The sequence below is a fragment of the Rhizobium laguerreae genome, assembly GCF_019778565.1.
In the GTDB taxonomy this organism is placed as follows: domain Bacteria; phylum Pseudomonadota; class Alphaproteobacteria; order Rhizobiales; family Rhizobiaceae; genus Rhizobium; species Rhizobium laguerreae.
Window position 1 is genome coordinate 33917 of record NZ_JAAXQT010000011.1, and the last position, 16994, is coordinate 50910.

The following is a 16994-nucleotide window of genomic DNA, read 5'->3' on the forward strand; positions in this document are numbered from 1 at the left end:
CCGCCTCGCGCCAATCTCAGACCTCTTGCCATTCAGAAAGGTGCCCGACATGACCGACAAACAGAACTTGAACGCCGGATTCACCGGAACGCCCGCTGAGCAGCCGGAGGGATTGACCAAGGTCGCGAAGTCGGCAGCCAAAGAGATGAAACGTGAGGCTTATGCCGTCGCCTTGGGTGCCAGAGAGCACCCGCATACCGCAAGCGCATTGCTGCTCACCACCGGCATTGTCGCATTCGGGCTTGGCTATCTCCTTGGTCGATCGTCGGCGGAAGGTTCGACACGCCCATATTGGCGATAGCGGCAGCCGCGTCACTTCAACGAGGCGCATGCATCGGTTCTTCGACTAGCCATGCCGATCCCGATGGCGCCGCCTTCTCTTTTCTCGGAGCGCCCCGTCGGGCTGCTTGCTACACCGTCACATCAAGCTCGCACCTCAGACGTGTTTTCTGTTCAAGCTGGCCTTACCGTCGCACGCACTTGCCACCCATCATCGAAAAGAACTACGTCTGTCCGGATGCCTGTTGCCGGAATACCACGTCGAATAAAGCCATAGATTGCACCGTTATCACAGCTTGACAGCTGTGATGACGATCCTTAGCGAGGCAGCATCGACACGGTCAGGACCGGCAAAGTGAATTATTTTAGACAACTCAAGATGGCAGTGCTTTATCCGGGGGACGAGGCCGGAAGCGCACTCGACCGAAACAACCGCATTGCCGTCTTTCTCTTTGCAATCCTTCCAGGGCTTTCGCCGAACTTTAACTCCTTCATCCTCCTCGCGTCGATGGTGTGGGGCGTCTACTGTCTGGCGACGGGCAGCCTCGCCTTGAACCTGTCGAAATCCGACCGGCTCGTTGCCATTTTCATGTCGATCTATCCGCTGGTGATGATTGCCAGCATCTTCATCAATCCGCCTTACTCCGAAGTACCGGACTGGATATTCCGGCTCCTGCCTTTCTTTTCCATCTGGCTGATATTGCCGCGAATGCGCCAATCTCCCGATGGCCGTCTCGTGCCGCTCTTTATCCTCGGCGCAGGCATCGGCATGATTGTCACCTTTCTTTTCAGTCTCCTGCAGATCATGTTTCTGATGGAGAGAGCAGAGGCTGGAACGTCCAACGCTGCACTCCTCGGCGTGATAGGTATTCTGTTCGGCGGCATTGCGCTTCTCAACATTCAATCTCCCAGAAGCGTGGAGCAAAGAATTGCGATATTGGGATATGCCGCGGGTCTAGGCTGCGTTCTGCTTTCCGGAACGCGCTCGGCCTGGCTGGTCATTCCCATCCATATCGTCATCTTTCTCTGGTATTTTCGCAAACACAGCTTCCATCTGAGTTTGCGCAGCCTGGCTATTACCAGCTCTCTGCTGTTGGTGGGACTTCTCACCTTGGGCAGCGGCCAGATCCTCCATCGCATCCAGGCGCTTCAGGAAAATCTGACGTCGCTCGAACGCACCGACGGCGAGATCACGTCGCTGAGTGCCCGGTTCGCCTTGTACAAAGGCGCACTATCAGCAATCAGTAAGGACCCGTTGACAGGTTATGGCCCGCAGAACCGAATGAGTTCGGTTTTGGCAGAGCTTCCCGATAATATAAGGCCGCAGTTGCCTTACTCGCATGTCCATAACGGCTTTCTGACCGCGGGAATCGACGCCGGCGTTTTCGGCATTGCAGCGCTTTCGCTGATGCTGCTGACGCCCGTGATCGGCGCGTGGAGAAAAGAACCAGGACCGGGCCGGGATTTAGCGATTGCGCTCGCTCTTCTGCTCGTTAGCAGCTACGTCATAACAGGCAGCTTTGGCATCATGTTCAATCAGAAAGCTTTGGATCCGATCTTCGCCTACATGGTCGCCCTTATTTGTGCGGATCGGGGCAGCACGTGTTTTGCGCCCGTCGTTCGGAACTGACGTCGGGCACGCCTTGAGCCTGCAGACCTTACAGCGTGCTTTGAATTGTCTGAGGCAGCCGTATTGGCTCGGCGCCGGTGAAAGCCAGATCCGAGACCTCACCTGTTGAGGAATAGCCGGAAACAAGCTCCGCCAATGTCGCACGTGCAGCGATCATATCGTTCCGGTCCAATGCCGCGTTGAGCGTGTTGAGCCTTCGCGACAGCTCCGGCCAGGACAGGAAATCCTCACGCGCCTTCATAATCCGAGGATGTTCGGTTGTTTCAGGGTTGTCCCCGATCAACAGTTCTTCAAAGAGCTTCTCGCCGGGCCGAAGACCGGTAACGGACAGCTCGATATCGCCTTCGGGATTGTCTTCGTCGCGGACGGCCAGCCCGGAAAGCTCCACCATCTTGCGGGCGAGATCTGCGATGCGAACCGGCTCTCCCATGTCGAGCAGGAAGACATCTCCGCCCTCGGCCATCGCGCCGGCCTGTATGACGAGTTGAGAAGCCTCCGAAATGGTCATGAAATAGCGGGTTATATCAGGATGTGTCAGTGTCACCGGGCCGCCCTCCTTGATCTGCTGCCGGAAAAGCGGCACGACGGATCCGGAGGAGCCGAGGACGTTTCCGAAACGGACCATGGAGAAATTCGTCCGCATTTTGTCGATAGCCGATTCCGCCGCAAGCGCCTGCAGAACCATTTCCGCCAGCCTCTTGCTGGCGCCCATTACATTTGTCGGACGTACGGCTTTGTCTGTGCTGATCAGCACGAAATTCGAGACGCCGCATTTATTCGCCGCGCGTGCCGCGACCAGCGTACCCATCACATTGTTCTTGATGCCTTCCACGGCATTGTGTTCGACAAGGGGAACATGCTTGTAAGCGGCTGCATGATAGAGCGTCTGAGGTCGCCAGCTCTGCATGACATGTTCCATGCGATCCTGATCGCGGACGGAACACAGAATCGGAACGATCTGCATATTTTCATGCTTGTACAGTTCGGCGAGCTTCTGCAATTCGGCATGGATATTATAAAGCGCAAACTCATTCTGATCGATGAGGATCAGGCTGGAAGGCCCGGTGCGCAATATCTGACGGCATAACTCGCCGCCGATCGAGCCGCCAGCGCCGGTGACCATCACCACCTTGTTGCGCATCGACTTGTCGAGTAGCTCCTGGCGCGGCGCGACCGCTTCTCTTCCCAGCAGATCTTCGATTTCCAGCTCTCGGATGTCGGAGACGGCGATGCGTCCCTGAGCCAGGGCAGTGAGATCCGGCAAGGTGCGAACATTGACCCTGGCTTTACGGATGTGCTCCAGGATTTCGTTGCGACGCTGCCGCGATGCGGAGGGAAGAGCAAGAAGCACGTTGTGCACGCCGAGAGATTCGGCAAGCACTGGAAGATCCGAGGGGTCGTAGATCGGCAAACCACCCATGACGCCGCCCTTGAGACGCGGATCATCATCCAGATAGCCGACGACATTGAGTTCGGCACTGTTGATCAAGGCACCGGCCAGTTGCCGCCCGGCCGTCCCTGCCCCATAGATCAGCACCTTGGCGAGCATATTCTTGTGAAGGATGCGCTGGTAGGCATCCCCGAGCCAGTAGCGGATACTCAACCTCGACAGCCCGATCGCAATCAACAGAAGGAAGGGCTGGAGGATGCCGACGGTTCTCGGAACACCGGGGACGCTGAGTGCTGTAAATATCGTCATGAAGGCGACGCCGTAGATCGCAATCGCCTTCAGAACAGTAATGAAAGCAGCCATGTTGGCATAACGGAAGATCGCCCGATACATGCCCATGACGATGAAGATGGGAAGGGCCATGCACAGTGAAACGAAGACCGGCAGCCACTGCACACCTGTCAGCACCGTCCATTCGTTCAGGCGGAAACAATAGGCCAGCCAGATCGTCAGAACACAAAAGCTGGAATCCAGCAGCAAGGCCAGAGCGCGTTTGGCAACCCGCGGCATCGCCAGCAAAGGGGCGACGAGCGCTTGCATCGGCATTAAGAACCATCCTGAGCGCGGCGTCTCAGTGGGGGTATTTTCGGGCATTGCTTACCAGCGTCTCGCGGATCAATCAGACAACCACCTTCTTGTCATTTTCTGCAACGAGCGCAACTGAAATAATCGGAAAGTAAGGTCTCCCGCACCGCTTATCTATCAGAAGTAGGTAGCTTAATGCCTTATTCCCTTACGGCGAATGACCTTCTCGGCCGTCATAAACAGGATGCTTATGTCGAAGCCGAACGAGCGGCGTTCGAGATATTCGACATCGAATTTTACCTTCTCCGGAATCGGCAATTCGTCCCGGCCATTGATCTGTGCCCATCCCGTCAGTCCGGGCAGGAGCTTGTCGACACCATGGGCCGTCCGCAACTCTATCAGATCATATTGATTGTAGAGTGCCGGCCGCGGTCCGACGAAACTCATCTTCCCCTCGAGAATGCACCAGAGCTGTGGCAGTTCGTCGAGGCTGGATTTGCGCAGAAACGAGCCGATGGGTGTCAGAAAGCGATCCGGATTTTCGAGCAGATGCGTGGCAACCGTCGGTGTGTCGATGCGCATGCTGCGAAATTTCGGCATCAGGAAGATCTGATTGAAACGGCCGACACGTTTTGACCAATAGAGGACCGGTCCGGGCGAGGTAAAGCGAACACAAAGAGCGACGACAAGGATTGGAACGAGCAGGATCGCCACCGCAATCAAAGCCAAGAAAAAATCCATCGCCCGTTTCAAACCCATGCTCCGCAGCTCTTCCGCCCCCATCGCCCGACCATCGCCATTCGCGCCGTCGCCTGCCGTATCGTCAAAAAGCGTTTCGCGTCAACTGCTGGGATGTAGTGTTTTTTCCATGAATCGGCTTGGTCGATCATCGCCTGCGGGGCTCTTCCGTCTCTCAAAATTTTCTCGGCCCTAACCCTCTGATCCGAAAGCCGGAAGCTGCCAACCAGAAACTATTTCGGCCTTTATTTCCGTTACACTCTGTTAACCATAATCGTTCGTCAACAGATCGTGAAGCGGCAGCTGGGTCACAACGCCGATGGCTTAGTGTCGCTTATGCTTTCACAAAGCCTGCTTGCGTTTAGAAGCCCCCACCCGAACACCGGGTCTTTCCCTGGCTTCCCAATGTCGTCGGTAAATTGCCTTATCTTTGCCTCCAGACTTTCGTGCGACATATCAGGATCGCCAGCAATCAGCACCGAGACCGCCGCCGTGATGAAGGGCGCAGCGAAGGATGTGCCGGTTTTTTGTCGGGCGCCGGAGATGGACGCCGCAGTCCAGACCCCCACGCCAGGAGCGGCAATGTCAATATAATCGCCACGCACGGCACGGCGATAAGGGTTGCGCCCCTTGTCAACTGCCGTCACGGCAATCACTTCGTCATAGGCCGCAGGGTAAACAGGCTTTGCGTTCGGGCCATCATTGCCGGCGGCGGCCACCAGGATCATCCCGCTTTCGGTCGCTGCTTTCACGGATTTTTCGAGCACCGCGTTCGCCGGGCCGGTCAAGCTCAGGTTGACGACCTTGACGTCGCGCTGAACGAGCATATCCAGCGCCCGCACGAGGTCGTAAATGTTGGCGATATCCGCAAATTTTCCGGAGCGCTGAAAGGCGTCGACGGCGATGAGTTCCGCTCCAGGCAGGAGCCCGGGGACGCGGCTGTCCGATGCACCGATCAAAAGGGCAGCAACGGCAGTACCATGCTGCGCGCCCGATTTTGTCGCCTCCCCTTCGCTGAGGCGGATGACCTCCAACCGCGTATTCATCAGGGTCACATGATCGATATTGATCGCCGTGTCGATGAGACCGATGCGGGGCGGCTTGGCACATCGGGTGATCTCACTGGTCGGCCACCCGACGATCTCGCGGACGAGTGCGCACCCCTCCCCCGAGCAGCCTGCCTTGTTCTCCGATTGCGGCTGGTAGAAATGGTTGAGATCGACCACGGCCGTCGCACTGCGGGCCACGACGGCAGCGCGCGCCGAATCGAGCGTCGTGCCTGCCGGCACGATGAGCCTCACCATTTCGCTGCCGATGAGCGAAACCTGGATGCGATCCTCAACGGCAAAGCCCTCCTGGGTCAATCCGGCAATCGCGTCTTCTTCAAGACCAATCGCGACGAGCTCGTTTTGCGCCTGTTCCGGCGTCGAGGCTGCGCGGCGCATGGGTGTACGACGCTCGCGGGATGGCCAGCGAAAGAGCGAGCGCAGATCATGGAAGCCGCCTCCGCCCCGATGGTATGCGGGATTGTCACGGTCTCCACCGCGGCCGTTATCGCCGCCACCACCACCACTGCCGCCGTCGTCGTCATCTCCATCATCGTCATCGGCAAGCGCAGCGGGCATGGTGAACCCGGCGTCACCCAACGGCAGGGGCAGAAGAGTAAGTACCCCGCCGATAGTTGCAGCAGCGAGGAGGCGCAACGACTTAATCTTGACTGTAAGCAGCATGGTCGGTCTCCTGCGGCAGTTTCCGATTGGATTCTCAGATCGAGAAGCCACTTTCGATCAAACTATCCCGAGAATACGTTTGACTCGACAGCTTATTCCCTCGCGTGCGAAAAAGCGAAATGACCAACGACACGCAGACAGTACCCGAACGGCTGGTTGCCTTCCTGCCGAACCTCAGGCGTTTTGCGATCTCGCTGTGCCGTTCCCGGGAATTGGCAGACGACCTTGTACAGATGGCCTGCGAGCGCGCTATCCTCGCAGCCGACAGCTTTGTACCCGGCAGCCGGTTCGATGCCTGGATGTTCCGCATTCTGCGCAATTTGTGGATCGACCACCTGCGCCGCCAGAAAACGGCCGGCCCCCAAGGAGATCTGGAGGATGCGCGCGATGTGTCGATTCCCTCCGGCGAGGCTGCATCGCTTGCGCGCATGGATCTGCTCGAAGTGACCGCCGCCCTCCAAAAGCTGCCGGCCGAACAGCGTGAAGTGCTGGTGCTTGTCTGCGTTGAGGAGTTCAGTTACCGCGATGCCGCCGAGGTTCTCGCTATCCCGATCGGCACGGTGATGAGCAGGCTTGCCCGCGCACGGAAAAATCTGATGGAGCTGACGGGAATAAGTTTTGGCGAGAGACGTTCGCCCGATTCGAAAGGCGGCGTTCTATGAGCAAGAAAGATTTTGACGATGAAACATTGATGGCATTTGCCGATGGCGAACTGGACGAGACGCAAAGCCGCGCGCTGGAAGAGGCACTTGCTAGCAACGAGGCGCTCTGCGAACGCCTCGCCGTCTTCCTCGACAGCCGCCAGTTGGTGGGTGACGCGCTGAAACCCCTGATCGACGAGCCGGTGCCTGAGGCGTTGCTTGCTTCGGTCCACAGGATGGCGGATGAGGTACGGCACCAAAAGCCGCAGGATAACGTCGTTTCCTTCCGTCCAAAACAACAGCAGCAGACGATGCGGCGCTGGCTCGTGCCGGTCGCGGCAAGTCTTGTGGCGATCGTGACCGGCGTTGTCGGTTTTACGCTGGGCCGCATAAACCCGTCTGCATCGAATTCCGGCGCAGAGATCACCGCTGTCCTCGACCGCGAGGTGTCTGGCCGGGACGTGACGCTGTCTTCCCCGGAAACCGTGCTGCATGTCGTCGCCTCATTCCGCGATGAACGCGGCGAACTCTGCCGCGAATATGAGCTGAAGCAACCGAAAAGCAGCACCCTCACCGTCGCTTGCCGGCAGAACGGCGTCTGGGCGACGCGGCTCGCACTAACATCTGCGAAAGCCGACGGATACGTCCCTGCCTCGTCACAGGAGACGATCGACGCCTATCTGGCCTCGATCCAGGCTGGGGCACCACTTTCGCCTGAGGAGGAACGAGAGGTTCTGGCCCCTGAATGAATATTTGCCATCATCGGGAATAAGTCCTTCCGGGCGCCGTTCATCCCGCATCGATTGACGGGAGAACAGCGATGACAATGGCCTTTTTGAATAAACCGCAGCCCGGATTGACATTTCTCTGCCGCAAGGAGGACGAGGGGGTTATCCCCGCTCCCGTGCGCGCCAAGACGGCGCTGCCCGACTGGTTCCGCAGGCTGCCTGCCGTCGATGAGGCGCATGTCTCATCCAACAACAGCGGCTTGACCGTGAAGCGTTGCATGCCCTTCCTCGACGCGATGGCGACGGGCTGGGTGATCGGGCTGGCGGCAAGCGTCCGCATGGAAATCTCCGACAATGGCAAAACGGTCGATTGCGGTTGGGATTTCGACCGCACGCTCGTCAGCAACCATGCCAGCCATCAGGTTGCCGGCAATCCGCGCGAGCCGCTGCCGCCGTGCAAGTTCCACAATTATTGGACCATCCGTACGCCGCCCGGCTGGAGCTGCCTGTTCGTGCCGCCGCTCAATCGACCGAATGGCGTCTTCGAGGTCGTTGCCGGGGTCGTGGATACCGACACGTACCAGTCGGAAATCCACTTCCCGTTCTTCGCCACCGGTGAGGACGGCCTGCATATGCTGGAGCGCGGCACACCGATTGTCCAGGTCATTCCATTCCGCCGCGACGCATCCGACCTCGACGCCGACATCCGCACGGAAAACCCGGAGGAAGGCACCGTTCGCAAGACGATCCTGCGCAAGACACTCGCATCGGACGGCTGGTACCGCCGCTTCGCTCGCGCGCAGCGATAGTTTTTTGACACGGATTTCCGGTTCGCCGTCGCTGCCCATCGCAGCGGCGGTGCTTCCGCGTGTGTTGCGGATTCAAATTATCCTATTGAAAATATTTCTGTTTTTTGAGGAATAAACATCCCTCGCCGCCGTTTCTCCCTCGCAGCCAAGGAGGCTGTCACTCAAAGGAGAAACGTCATGAAGAAGTTCATCGCAATCCTGAGCGCGTTCCTGGTGGTCGGTGCCGCGGCACCCGCGCCCGCCATCGCCGATGACCCGGTCACACGCCTTTTGCAGAAGATGACGCAAAGCAACAAGGCGAGCCACGCCCGCTATAACCGCGACCGGGACGATGACCGGCGCAGCAGCTGGAGTTCGAACCGCAACTCCAACAGTTCGTCGAACTCCTCCCGGAATTCCAACTCGAATTCCAACTCGAATTCCAACTCGAATTCGAGCTCAAACAGCAGCTCCAATTCGTCGAGCAACTCCAACTCGAACAGTTCATCGAACTCTTCGAGCAATTCGAACTCGAATTCTTCCTCCAATTCCTCGTCAAATTCGTCCTCCGACGACGATTGAGGCTCAGTCTGAAACCCGAAAGGAGGGCGATCGTGGCCCTATATGCAATCGCCCCTCTGGACCCCCACGCCAACCGGCGTGGGGAACCCTCTATGGCAACCGAGCGCACCGTGCCGCTTGCCCGCGTCAAGCAGATCGTCGCGGCGATCGTGCTCGCCTTCAGCGCCATGCTGATCTTCCTGGCGATCGACGATCTCACCCTGAAGATGCGGCTGACACTCGCCGTCTTCGTCGCATCGATCACCGCCTGGACCATCCTCGACCTGCCGGACACGCCCGTGGCGCTCGCCGCCGCCGCTCTTCTGCCGGTCGCCGGCGCGATTGACGAGGATGTGCTTTACCGCTCGCTCGGCAATGATATCGTTTGGCTGATGCTGGCGGCCTTCGTTGTGGCCGGCGTGCTGCGTCAGGTCGGCGTAATCGAACAAATTATCCGTCGGCTGCTCGCCCGGTTCGCCACCGTGCGAGGCTTGTTCTGGGCGCTGACGCTCTTGATCTTCGCCACCGCCTTCATCATCCCCTCGACCTCGGCGCGCGCCGCCATGCTGGCACCGGTCTATCTTGGTCTCGCCACCGCGATCGGCAATACGCGGGTCAACCGGGCGCTCGCGCTGCTCTTTCCCTCGGTCATCCTGCTCTCCGCCGGCGCTTCGCTGATCGGCGCTGGTGCCCACCTCGTCGCGGCCGGGATGATGGAGCGCCTGCAGGAGAAAGGGCCCGATTTCCTGGGCTGGATGGCGCTTGCCGGACCCTTTTCGCTGCTATGCTCGCTGCTCGCCTGCGCCGTGCTGCTGCGTCTTTTTCTTACCCGCGAGGAGCGGGCGATAGCGATAGCCGAGCGCGACGCCGACGAGGCCCCGACCCCTTTGACACGCCAGCAATGGACCGTGCTCGCCGTGACCGGCGCGATGATCCTGCTCTTTGCAGCGCAGCCCATGCACGGCATCGGCATGCCGCTCATCGGCATCGCCGCTGCCCTGCTGTTGGCGAACCAAAAGGTCTCCGGCCTACCGCTGAAGGCGGCGCTCAAGAGCGTGGAATGGAACCTCCTGCTCTTCCTCGCCGGCACGCTCGTCATCGGCGAGGCGCTGTTGGAGACCGGCACCGCGAAAGTGCTGGCCGAGCGGATGGTCGACCTTGCCGGAAACAGCATCGCGGCATCGCCCGCACTCCTGGTCTTTTTCGCTGCCGTAGTCGCGACACTTTCCCACCTCGTCATCACCTCGCGCACGGCGCGGGCGACCATTCTCATACCTGCGCTTGCCCTGCCGGTCGCAGCCCTCGGTGTTGACCCGCTCAATCTCGTCATGGTCGTTACGTTGGCGAGCGGCTTTTGCCAAACGCTGATGGTCTCCGCCAAACCGGTAGCGCTATTCGGCGCGATGGATCCGCCCCCCTTCGGGCAGGCCGACCTGTTCCGGCTCGCCGGTTGGCTGATCGTGCCCTTCGTGGTGCTGCTGGTCATCTTCGCCACACTCGTCTGGCCGCTGCAGGACCTGCCGCTGTACTGAACAGTTCGGATAGACAAAAGGGAGAGACCGCTGCGTGCGGTCTTTTTTATTTAGTCGGCTAATTTATTTTTATAATGCTGGAATAGCCTCGGTCCTGTCCCGTTCCTCCCCTGTCACATCATTGTCATAGTAGAAAGGAACATCCCATGTCGTTCACGGTTCTCGTCGCGCCCTCCGGTTTCAAGGAAAGTCTGTCGGCAGATCAGGCAGCGGATTGCATCGAAAGTGGCGTTCTGCGCGCCTTTCCCGGCCTTGCCGTCATCAAAACGCCTATGGTCGATGGCGGCGAGGGTTTCACCAAAGCGCTCATCAAGGCGACCGGCGGTACACTTCACCAGTTGACGGTGAGCGGCCCGGTCAACGAGCCGGTCGAGGCGCATTTCGGGTTCCTCGGCGGCAGCGACGAGCCGACCGCCGTCATCGAGATGGCCGCGGCCGCCGGGCTCAGCCTCGTGCCGCGCGACCGGCGCAATCCCTGCGTGACGACGAGTTATGGCGTTGGCGAACTGGTGCGTGCAGCGCTCGACCGAGGTGCACGCCGCATCCTTCTCGGCTGTGGCGATAGCGGCATCAACGATGGCGGCGCCGGCATGGCCGAAGCGCTCGGCATCCGTCTCCTCGACCAGGAAGGCAATCGCCTGCCCCACGGTGGCGCAGCGCTTTCCCGCCTCGCCGCCATTGATATGAGCGGCCGAGATCCTCGTCTTGAAGGCGTGCGCATCGATGCTGCCGTCAACTGGCACAATGTCCTCCTCGGTGAACGCGGTGTTGCGCGCATTTTCGGGCCGCAGAAGGGCGCAACGCCGATGCAGGTGGAACTGCTTGCTGCTGCCATGGAGACGTATGCCACCGCGATTCGGTGCACGACGGGCATCGATGTCGGCATGGCGCCCGGATCCGGCGCCTCCGGCGGGCTTGGTGCCGCGATACTCGGCCTCCTTGGCGGCAGATTGCATCCGCGTTACGACATCGTCATGCAGTATCTGGAGCTCGACCGGTTTATCGCACAGGCTGATTTGGTCATCACCGCGGAGGGCAGCCTTGACGGGCAAACCCCATATGGAAAGGTGCCTGCCGAAGTGGCTGCACGGGCAAAAATTGCCGGAGTGCCCGTCATCGCACTCGCCGGCACCATTGGCAAAGGCGTACGCCTTAATTTCGAGCATGGCATTGATGCCTTTGCGTCGATCCTGAGCAGGCCCTGCTCGCTGGAAGACGCCATCTTCAGCGCCCCGAAACTACTCTCCCGAGCGGCAGAGGATGCAGTCCGCATGGTCATGGTGGGCATGAGGCTTGGGGGCACGCTGGCGCCAGGTGCCTGACCTTGAGCAAGGGTAAAGGGGACAAAGTCAGCTTCTGCAAGCACCAATTCATCCCGTCTTAGCTCTAATCGGCGAATTGCTGCGGGCAAGGGCCATCAACATTGGTCCGATGGCGAATTCGCCTTTCTCGGCGCGTCGCGTCAGGTCGCGCAGGTAACCGCCGGCGGAGTTGATGTGCCCTGCCCTTTCGAGAACGCAGGCCATGACGGTGGCCGCATTTTCAGGTCCCATGATTTCGCAGGCCTGCTCATACGCCGATGGGCTGACGCCGAGCATCGAGCGAACGACCACAGCCGCGGCCATCAGCTCGCGCCATGTGCCGACCGAGCCCTGCGGTCCATAGGCTGCGATTTCCGGGCAGGCCTGCAACACCAGCCCCAGTGGGAAGGATTTGAGCGCGGCGCTGGCAGTGGGGGCAGAACTTGCGGCCGGCACACGCCCGTTCTTCTCTTCATCTTTCTGTATTCGGACTGTCGGTTCGGCCCGGCCCCCCGATCGTTCGTCCGCCGTTGCGTCCTGCTTCATTTCGGAAGCCGGTTCAAGTTCAATAATGGATTGTGGGTTTGAATTCTGTATGTGCCGCTCATAATGTTGGGCATTGCCGCTATGATTTCGAGTTTTAACCTGCATTTCCAACTGATTGGTGATTTCTTCGCGCAGCAGCTCCAATTCGTCGAGTGCGGCTGCAACCTGTTCGGCGGAAGGCGACCGTGGCAGCCGCTCGACGACATCGCGAAAATGCAGATGAACCCGGCTCCAATCGCCGGCGGCGCCCTCCTCCAATGCCATCTCGATGAGCTTGGCGACATCGCGCCGGCAAAGCGTCAGGCGTTCTCTGAGCCGCTGCAGGTGCAACCGTTCCGCAACCACCTCTGCCGCCAACCGCTCGATTTCCTCAGCACGCACTAGCAGCGGCGCCAGCGAAAAACCGAATGCCTCGCGGATCTCCCCACCCTGCTCCTTGCGGGCGTAGCGCTTGCCGTTCGGGCTGTCCTTGCGGATCAGCAGCCCGGCCTCGATGAGGGTCGCCAGGTGGCGACGGATCGTCTGCTCCGCCATTCCATGTGCGCGCAGCGAGAGCTGTGCATTGGAAGGGAACACCACGAGCCCGTTTTCCTCAGAGAGCTCCCCCTTGGGATGAAAGCTCAGCAAGGCGTTCAAGATAGCGAGCGCCCGGTCGGTGATGCCGAGCAGCGGCTTGGCCTCGCACAGGGCACGATAGAGTTTCCACTTGTCGATAGATTGGCCGGGCTCGATTTCTCGAGCAGCCGCCTGGCTTGCTAACATGCCAAGCGTCATCGGCCGCCGCCCGAAGGGCGTCGTCACATTTCCGCTTTCCATTTTCTTCGCCTTCTTCAAGGCAAAAGATCGCGGCTCACCAAATTCGGTGCCAAAGACTCTTGACTATGATTCGCGGAAATGTGATTCTCTGGGTGTCTAGATCAGAGAGGGCTTCCGCGACGGCAACGTTCGGGGGCCTTTTCTTTTGCTTATTGATCTCCGTTCTTGGTCAAATCCTGTGTCTTCTCGAACGCCTCGTAGAGACGATCCAGATTGCTGGCGATGTAGGCTCCAAAGGCAGACGCCTTCTCCGCCTTCAACGCGATGGTGAATTGTTTCCCGTCATCCTTGATCTTCGCCTTGACCGCGCCGTCCTTGCGCTGCCAGGCGTGAGCGGCGGGCTGAATTGCCGCTATGGATGAGGCCTGTTGTTGCCTCCTACTGATGAAGGCAACCAGCATATCGAAGCGGGCATCCGGCTCCGCCGTCCCGAATTCCCCCGATCTGGTGAACTCGATCGCTCGTGCGGCAATGTTTTCGGTCTCGAATTTCACTGACAGATCGTGCCACCGATCACGGCCGGTGGTCTTGGCCGCACCGATCGCGGTCAGGACTTCGGCCGGGATCCGCCTGGTGACGGACAGCATCTTGGAAACCGTCGTCTTGTCGGCGCTGAGCGCGGACATGATTGTTTCCCTGTCGAAGCCCAACGCGTCGAGCTTGTCGGCAAACATGGTCCTCTCGATGAAGGAGAGATCGGCGCGTGCCGAATTCTCCTGGCCCTGCGCAATGACATGGTCGCGATCGTCGAGTTTCTTGACCACGGCACGGACAGGTCGGCCGAGTTCCTTGGCGGCCCGGGCGCGACGGTGGCCGAAGGCGATCTGATATCGGCCGTCCTTCTCAGGATGCGGCCGGACGAGGATCGGCGAATCCTGACCGCGCAACCGGATCGCCTCGACCAATTCGCGAAACTGTTCGTCGGTATGCGCCAGCCGGTCCGTTACGAAGGAATCTTCGATCAGGGCAGGGTCGAGATCAATCACCGTCTCACCGGTCGCCAGCTTTTCCTCGATCGCTTTGGCCGCATCGGCCTTGGCAGCCAGCGCATCGATACTGCGCGTCACGGCACCGAGAGCGCCGATTCCCTTATAGGTAATCTGCTGCTTCTCGTCCCTGTGGAGTGGTTCGTCCTGATCGTTTACCGCAGTAAACTTCTTGGAATCGTCCATCAGGCCCGAAAGGAGATTCTTACGCGCCATCAGCCAGCTCCTCGTCCCAGTTTACCGCAGTAAACTTCTCGGTCATTTCCGCCCCCATGCCTTGTGGATGAGATCGGCGATCTCGGTATTGACGGAATCCATCGCCTCCATGGCGCGGTCATAGGTCGCGCGGGTAAACTGGTTCCGCTCGACTTCGTAAAGCGTCTGATTGGTCATCGCCGCATCGGAGATCGCGACGCTGCGCAACATCGGATTGGTGAGCACGTGGTTCTTGAACATCGAACGCATGAAGGCGACCATTTGCGTCTGCGGCCCGTCCTGCGGATCGTAACGGGTGACGAGATAACGCAGCCAGTCGAGGTTCATGTTGCCGCCGGCACCTTTCAGTGTGTTGAGCACCTCGCCGAGCATCTGCAGAAATTGGCACATCGACATCACGTCGAGCATCTGAGGATGAACGGTGATCAGAACTGCTGTTGCGCCGCAAATGGCGCTCATGGTCAAGAAGCCGAGCTGGGGAGGGCAGTCGATGATGACCACGTCGTAATCGTCGGCGACTGAGGACAGCGCCTCGTCCAGCCGCGCGAAGAAGACGCGTCCATAGTCACCCGCCTTGCCCTGAGCAAGGACGCGCGGCGTATCGTGCTCGAATTCCATCAGTTCGAGATTGCCCGGCACCAGATGAAGGTTCGGGAAATTCGTCGGACGGATGATCTCTCTCAGCGGCCGCCGCTGATCGTCATAACGAATGGCGGCGTAGAGCGTCTCATTTTCGTTGACGTCGAACTCCGGTTGAAAACCGTGGATGGCGGAGAGAGAGGCCTGCGGATCGAGGTCGACGGCAAGGACACGGTGACCCGTCAGGGCAAGATGCTGGGCAAGGTGTGCCGCACTCGTCGTCTTGCCGCTGCCACCTTTGAAGTTGACGACGGCAACGACCTGCAGATGTTCGTTGCCGCGGCGATGACGCATATAATGCGTCCCGGCGCGGGCATTGTGCTCCAGGAAGCTGCGCATCTCTTCCATTTGCTCAGCCGTATAGGATCGACGTCCCGACGGCGTGACCTGGGGAAGGGCGCCTTTGCCCTCCAGCGACAGGTTGCGAAGATAGCCGCTGGTGACACCGAGGAAACGCGCCGCCTCGGCAAGCTGAAATTCCCTCAGACCCTTCAATGCACGCGGCGGAAACATCTCGAGCCGATGCTGCTTCAGCTTGTCGGACAGTTCCTGCGCCTGACCAATAATCAGCTGGTCGACATCAGAAATTGCTTTTTCTATATGCGGTGCCATATTCATGGAAATCTCGAAAATGCGATTTAAAAGCCCCAGGCGCTGTGAAACCGCATTTAGCGCCGATTCTGGAGGGGTGGCAAGGCAAATAGGGTTAACAAGACCTTACCGTGAGGTTGTCCAATCTTTTTCAAAGGCTTGAACATGCCGCCCGGGCGGCCGCTGTCGGAGCAGCAATCGCGCATTCGCCAGCCGAATCGCAAGAGCAAGGCCGCGCAACCGGCATCATAGCCGATTGGATACTTCGGAAGCGAGATATCGAGCGTGCACAGCTCTTTGAAGTACGCCCGCAATGGGCAAAGCACCTGGACGGTCGGTGGCTGTTCAGGCCGCGTGGCGGAGAGCCGTCTTGATTGCTTGCCTGGGGGAGGGACACGCCGCTCCCGCCGAGGTTCTGCAACAGTACGCCCAGCGCAAGATCCAGGCGATAGGCCGAGAATTCAGCGCCCAGCTCGGCGCCGTCCCTAGGCCGTAGTGACGATTTAACTATTTGAGCCAAATAGCGATAGCGGCGAGTTTAACGAAGCCCATGAAGTTTGCGAGCAGCTTGTCGTATCGGGTTGCGACGCGTCTGAACCGTTTGAGCTTGTTGAAGAAGCGTTCGATACGGTTTCGCTCCTTGTAGAGATCGGCATCATAGTGGCGCTGGAGCTTGCGGTTGCGTTTCGGCGGAATGACGACGTCAGCACCGGTTTCAGTGATCTTGTCGCACAGATGATCGGCATCATAGCCCTTGTCGGCAATCGTAGCCGCAGCCTGGATGCCCTCGACGAGATCGTGAGCAAAGGCGATGTCGTTACGCTGTCCGGGAGACGCGATCAGACGAACCGGAAGCCCGAGCGACTCCGTTGCCGCATGGATTTTGGTGCTTAATCCGCCCCGAGACCGGCCCAGGCCCTGGGCATCCGCCCCCCTTTAACCTTACGCGCCCCTGCCGCATGCTGGTGTGCCCGCACGATGGTGCTGTCGATCATCAGCCATTCCAGGTCTGCTTCTCGGGCAAGCATCGCCAGCATCTCATCGAGCACACCCATTTCGATCCAGCGGTAGTAACGCCGTTTCACCGAGCGGTAGTCGCCCAGTCGCTCGGGCAGGTCGCGCCAGCGGCCGCCGGAACGGGCCATCCACAATAGCGCGTCCAGAAACAATCGATTGTTCGTGCGCGGACCACGTTTGCCCCTGGTCCCTCCCGGTACAAACCCTCTGATCCGTTCCCATTGATCATCCCGAAGGGCATCGCATTCCATCACTGACCTCCAAAAGTCAGCGTTGAATC

General features: G+C 59.4%; 15 protein-coding genes. 8 read left to right on the forward strand and 7 right to left on the reverse strand.

The genetic code is table 11. The features are described 5' to 3' along the window. Positions 1-49: 49 nt before the first annotated feature. Positions 50-301 (forward strand): hypothetical protein, encoded by a 252-nt coding sequence (locus HFO71_RS28730; RefSeq protein WP_025398493.1) that lies wholly within the window; start codon positions 50-52, stop codon positions 299-301. Between the two features lie 333 nt (positions 302-634). Continuing rightward, positions 635-1909, forward strand: a complete 1275-nt coding sequence (locus HFO71_RS28735; protein ID WP_077979741.1) for an O-antigen ligase family protein — start codon at positions 635-637, stop codon at positions 1907-1909. 28 nt (positions 1910-1937) lie between these two features. Here HFO71_RS28735 and HFO71_RS28740 read toward each other — a convergent pair whose 3' ends face one another. From HFO71_RS28740 to HFO71_RS28750, 3 genes are all read right to left on the reverse strand, one after another. Continuing rightward, entirely contained in the window at positions 1938-3953 is a 2016-nt protein-coding gene (locus tag HFO71_RS28740; RefSeq protein ID WP_077979742.1) for a polysaccharide biosynthesis protein, read from the reverse strand. A 123-nt stretch (positions 3954-4076) separates the two neighbouring features. Continuing rightward, complete coding sequence (locus HFO71_RS28745) at positions 4077-4643, reverse strand: sugar transferase (protein WP_077979743.1); 567 nt, start codon at positions 4641-4643, stop codon at positions 4077-4079. A gap of 287 nt (positions 4644-4930) precedes the next feature. Next, positions 4931-6352, reverse strand: a complete 1422-nt coding sequence (locus HFO71_RS28750; protein WP_245007000.1) for a S8 family serine peptidase — start codon at positions 6350-6352, stop codon at positions 4931-4933. 119 nt (positions 6353-6471) lie between these two features. Here HFO71_RS28750 and HFO71_RS28755 point away from each other — a divergent pair, with 119 nt between their 5' ends. The 6 genes from HFO71_RS28755 to HFO71_RS28780 all read left to right on the forward strand — a co-directional run bounded on the left by HFO71_RS28755 (position 6472) and on the right by HFO71_RS28780 (position 11924). After that, positions 6472-7014 carry an RNA polymerase sigma factor gene (locus HFO71_RS28755; protein ID WP_131641780.1) on the forward strand — a complete coding sequence of 181 codons (543 nt, stop codon included), beginning with the start codon at positions 6472-6474 and terminating at the stop codon, positions 7012-7014. After that, entirely contained in the window at positions 7011-7742 is a 732-nt protein-coding gene (locus HFO71_RS28760) for an anti-sigma factor family protein (RefSeq protein ID WP_221988752.1), read from the forward strand. Before HFO71_RS28755 ends, HFO71_RS28760 begins: the two co-directional genes overlap by 4 nt. A 71-nt stretch (positions 7743-7813) precedes the next feature. Continuing rightward, positions 7814-8530 (forward strand): DUF6065 family protein, encoded by a 717-nt coding sequence (locus HFO71_RS28765; RefSeq protein ID WP_077979748.1) that lies wholly within the window; start codon positions 7814-7816, stop codon positions 8528-8530. A 177-nt stretch (positions 8531-8707) separates the two neighbouring features. Continuing rightward, a complete protein-coding gene (locus tag HFO71_RS28770) occupies positions 8708-9091 on the forward strand; it encodes a hypothetical protein (RefSeq protein ID WP_165505256.1) in 384 nt (127 codons plus the stop codon). 92 nt (positions 9092-9183) lie between these two features. Next, on the forward strand, positions 9184-10602 hold the full coding sequence (locus HFO71_RS28775; protein WP_131641782.1) for an SLC13 family permease: 1419 nt from the start codon (positions 9184-9186) through the stop codon (positions 10600-10602). 146 nt (positions 10603-10748) lie between these two features. Beyond that, positions 10749-11924 (forward strand): glycerate kinase family protein, encoded by a 1176-nt coding sequence (locus HFO71_RS28780; protein ID WP_131641783.1) that lies wholly within the window; start codon positions 10749-10751, stop codon positions 11922-11924. 48 nt (positions 11925-11972) lie between these two features. Here the strand turns inward: HFO71_RS28780 and repC are convergent, their stop codons facing one another. From repC to HFO71_RS28800, 4 genes are all read right to left on the reverse strand, one after another. Further along, positions 11973-13265 carry a plasmid replication protein RepC gene (gene repC / locus HFO71_RS28785; protein ID WP_077979751.1) on the reverse strand — a complete coding sequence of 431 codons (1293 nt, stop codon included), beginning with the start codon at positions 13263-13265 and terminating at the stop codon, positions 11973-11975. A 149-nt stretch (positions 13266-13414) separates the two neighbouring features. After that, on the reverse strand, positions 13415-14467 hold the full coding sequence (gene repB, locus HFO71_RS28790; RefSeq protein ID WP_131641784.1) for a plasmid partitioning protein RepB: 1053 nt from the start codon (positions 14465-14467) through the stop codon (positions 13415-13417). Positions 14468-14509: 42 nt separating this feature from the next. Beyond that, the gene (gene repA / locus HFO71_RS28795; RefSeq protein ID WP_131641785.1) at positions 14510-15724 is read right to left on the reverse strand and encodes a plasmid partitioning protein RepA; all 1215 of its coding nucleotides are present in this window, start codon (positions 15722-15724) and stop codon (positions 14510-14512) included. 480 nt (positions 15725-16204) lie between these two features. Next, a protein-coding gene (locus tag HFO71_RS28800; RefSeq protein WP_131641787.1) for an IS5 family transposase occupies positions 16205-16965 on the reverse strand; the annotation gives its coding sequence in 2 pieces (ribosomal slippage) (positions 16205-16626 and positions 16626-16965; 762 coding nt in all). Positions 16966-16994: the final 29 nt, after the last annotated feature.